This is a genomic window from Escherichia sp. AM3 (assembly GCF_032029835.1).
Lineage (GTDB): Bacteria > Pseudomonadota > Gammaproteobacteria > Enterobacterales > Enterobacteriaceae > Escherichia > Escherichia coli.
The window spans coordinates 1-3,744 of sequence record NZ_JAVUPQ010000150.1 but is presented as its reverse complement, the minus strand read 5'-3'; the positions used below and the strand labels follow the sequence as shown (position 1 = coordinate 3,744).

The 3,744-nt window shown below is 50.1% G+C and carries 2 protein-coding genes and 1 pseudogene; all 3 read right to left on the bottom strand.

Annotation, left to right across the window (positions count from 1 at the left end; translation table 11 throughout):
• A partial coding sequence (gene yjhG / locus RTW80_RS23040) for a xylonate dehydratase YjhG (RefSeq protein ID WP_312720349.1) occupies positions 1-1,716 on the bottom strand: 1,716 nt, incomplete at its 3' end.
• A 10-nt stretch (positions 1,717-1,726) separates the two neighbouring features.
• Positions 1,727-2,632: a dihydrodipicolinate synthase family protein gene (locus tag RTW80_RS23035; protein ID WP_000714563.1), complete on the bottom strand. Its 906-nt coding sequence runs from the start codon at positions 2,630-2,632 to the stop codon at positions 1,727-1,729.
• 4 nt (positions 2,633-2,636) lie between these two features.
• Positions 2,637-3,415: pseudogene (locus RTW80_RS23030) on the bottom strand (IclR family transcriptional regulator).
• Positions 3,416-3,744 lie beyond the last annotated feature (329 nt).

Here is a 3,744-nt window from a genome sequence, read left to right as displayed (position 1 = left end):
ATCAATTTTAATTTCAATTACATCCCCGGTGCGTAATTTACCGATGGGGCCTCCGGCCAGCGCTTCTGGCCCCACATGGCCGATGCACGCGCCAGTAGAAACGCCCGAGAAACGTGCATCGGTGATTAACGAAACATGCTTACCGTATGACAGATGCTTCAGGGCACTGGTAACCTGGTAGGTTTCTTCCATCCCTGTACCTGAAGGTCCAACGCCAATAATGACCAGAATATCGCCCGCCTTGATCTTGTCATGTTTGATATCGTAAATCGCACTTTTCTCGGACAGATAAACCTTCGCCACACCTTTATGGTAATAGATACCTTGCTCATCAATCATCGAGGGGTCAATGGCGGTGGATTTGATCACCGAACCTTCTGGCGCAATATTACCCACCGGGAAGGTGATAGTTGAGGTTAATCCGCGCGCTTTTGCTTGCTGCGGAGACATGATCACTTCGTCAGCGTTGATTTGTTCCTGATCGAGCAGGAGTTGCTTGAACCGCTGACGCCGTTCGGAGTGCTCCCACCAGTCGAGGTTTTCTTTCAGCGTGCTGCCGGTAACCGTCATAACGTCTTCATGCAACAATCCGAGGCTGCGCAGATGCAACATGACTTCCGGCACACCACCTGCCATAAAGGCATTGACCGTTGGATGATAAACCGGGCCATTAGGCAGTACGCTCACCAGTCGGGGCACGCGCTTGTTGATGCGGATCCAGTCATCAACGGTCGGGATATGGCAACCTGCCTGGTGAGCAATTGCCGGGATGTGTAACAGCAGGTTTGTTGAACCACCGAACGCGGCATGGACCGTCATCGCATTCTCTATCGCTTTATCGGTGAGAATTTCCCGGGTGGTGATGCCTTTTTGACTCAGGTTCAGCGCAGCTCGCGCGGAAGCTCTGGCGATCTCCCGCCACACAGGCTCACCGGAAGGGGCAAGGGCTGAATGTGGGATTGCCAGCCCCAATCCTTCGGCCACCACCTGAGATGTCCCGGCAGTGCCCAAAAATTGACAGCCGCCGCCGGAAGAGGCACAGGCTTTACAGCCCGCACGGCGTGCGTCCTGTAGAGATAATTCGCCATTGGCGAAGCGTGCGCCAATGGTTTGCACCTTGCCGTTGTCTTCTCCATCCTTTGCGGGCAGCGTCGCGCCGCCGGGGACCAGCACGGTTGCGATGTTGTGCTGCGCGGCGAGTGCCATCATGGTGGCCGGAAGCCCCTTATCGCAACTCGCCACACCAATAACTGCTTTCGCGTCGGGCAGAGAGCGAATAAGGCGGCGCATTACCATCGATGCGTCATTTCGGTATGGTAGCGAATCAAACATCCCCGTTGTACCCTGAGTACGCCCGTCACAAGGATCGGAGACGTACACGGCATAGGGCAGGGCATGGTTGGCTTTAATAACCTCGGCCGCCGCTTTTATCTGGATGTCCAGTTCGTAATGCCCCTGGTGCAGCGCCAGCGCCACGGGTTTACCGTCTGCGCCGCGTAAGCCACCGAGTGTACTGAGCAGTAAAATACCGTCCCGATCCAGCTCGTCCGGAGACCAACCCATTCCGGCATTCATGGTCATACCGAACAGATCCCCGCTCGGGCGGTTGATAAGCATCTCTGCGGTTAATGGGAGTTCGCCGTCCGGGCCATCGGCGTGCGTTCTGACGGTGTAAATATCGTGGCTCTCGTCAGCAAAAATATTGCGAACAGACATGAGTTTCTCCTCAGACTGGTAAAATGCCCTGCGCGGTAAGTAGCACGTGGACTTTATCTTTTGCTTCTTCTGATGCTTCAAGAATCGGTGGTAAGCAATATGTCTCTACAGGCAGCCCGACACACTGCATGCTGTATTTGATCAGTGAGACAAACGGTGTTTCGAGGGCGTAAATAGCGGGCAGTTGTAGTAGTTTTTTATTCAGCGTCGCAGCGGTCGCCAGATCGCCTTCACGCCAGGCGCGGTAGATGCCGACGGAGAGTTCCGGAGCAAAGTTAGCGCTGGCGGTTATCGCACCGTCGCCGCCCAGCAGCATCGTATTCAGCAAATGATCATCGTAACCGCAGAATACCGAAAACGACGGGCGTACCGACTTAACTGTGTTGATCATCGTACGCAAGTGACCAACGCTGTCGATGGTGTCTTTGATGCCAACGATATTCTCGTTTTGCAGAGCCAGACGCGTCACGGTTTCCGGGGTTAAGTCCTGACCCGTCAGATCCGGAAAGTTGTACAGGATCACCGGTAGGGTGACGCTACGGGCGATCTGCTGGTAATAGTCGTCAAGATTTCGTGGTGCGACTTTCCAGTAGTAGGGGTTGATGGCGACGATACCATCAGCGCCGTAGGCTTGCGCATGCTGCGCCAGTTTGACCGCTTCGTCAGTGGAAGGGGAACCGACGCCAATCAATACCGGCACTCGCCCGTCGACAATGGTTACAGCTTCTTCGGCGAGCGCCATGCGCTGGGCTGTATTCATTTGGCTAAATTCACCACCGGTACCCAGATAAAACAGCCCGTCGACCCCTTTATTAATCAGGAAGTCGGCAACTTCGCGCATTGCCTTTTTATCAAGGGTTCCGTCACGATGAAACGTGCTGGATACCGGTGGAATAATGCCGCTGAATTTTTTCATTACCTCAGTTTCCTTTTCGTAAATGCTCATTTTCGTTTCTGTATCCCAGCCCATATGATATTTGCTCAGCGCATTTCCGGAGCAATTCCAGATAGCTGTCTATCTTATTTCCTGAATAAACTACCGGATCGCCAGAAAGTGAGATTGCATAGTTAACTCTGTTATACATATTGAATACCGGCATACTTAAACATACCGCCCCATAGGTTGATTCTTCGTTGTCTATGGCCCATCCCCGAAGGCGTGTTTTTTGTAATTCTTCCAGAAACAATTTTTTATCGGTAAATGTATTGCGCGTATGTGGAGTTAACGTGAGTGCTTCTAAAAAATAATCCAGTTCTTCTCGTGTCTTCCAGGCTAATAATGCCTTACCCAACGCGGTAATATGCAACTCAAGTTTTTTGCCAATCCAGCTTTTGCTCGTCGGTACAGAGTCCGGACTTTCGATCTTGTCGAGATAGATAGCCGAAATGCTCTCCATCGCCCCAAGATGACAAACCAGTCCACTTTTCAGCGACAACTCCTGCATTGGCCGCTTAGTCACCTCAAATATATTTTGACGGTGTAACGCAATTCGTAGTTTTTTATTCCCAGTGAATAGTAGCCGTTTTTGTTTTTAATTAAGAAACCACACTCCACCATTACATTCAATAAATTAAGCAGGCTGCTTTTGGGGTACTGGAATTTATTTAATAACTCCATATAACTTGCCATACCAACCCATGCAATGTGGGTTAATATTTTTTCAGCACGGACTAATGAATTACACCCTTTGCGAACCATAATGGCTCCTTCTTGCTCATGGAATAAATGGTATCGGCATTACATAGTGGAAAATATGCTTTGTTCAGCATGCTGAACTGTAATGAAGTGATTAAATGTGATCTTGTACACACTTTGAATAATGAATCCAGAACAACCACATTTAGTGAATGAGAATAAAAAGTAGATGGCGTGTTGTTGCAACATCGTAGCGTGTGGATTGCGCATAGGGCTTCTTTATTCGTTCGAGCGCATCGCCAATATTTTCTATTGGGTGCCATTGATTATTTTTGCTTTAAATCCCTCTCGAACGAACTTACTTATCACTTTATTGAATGAGGTAAAAACAA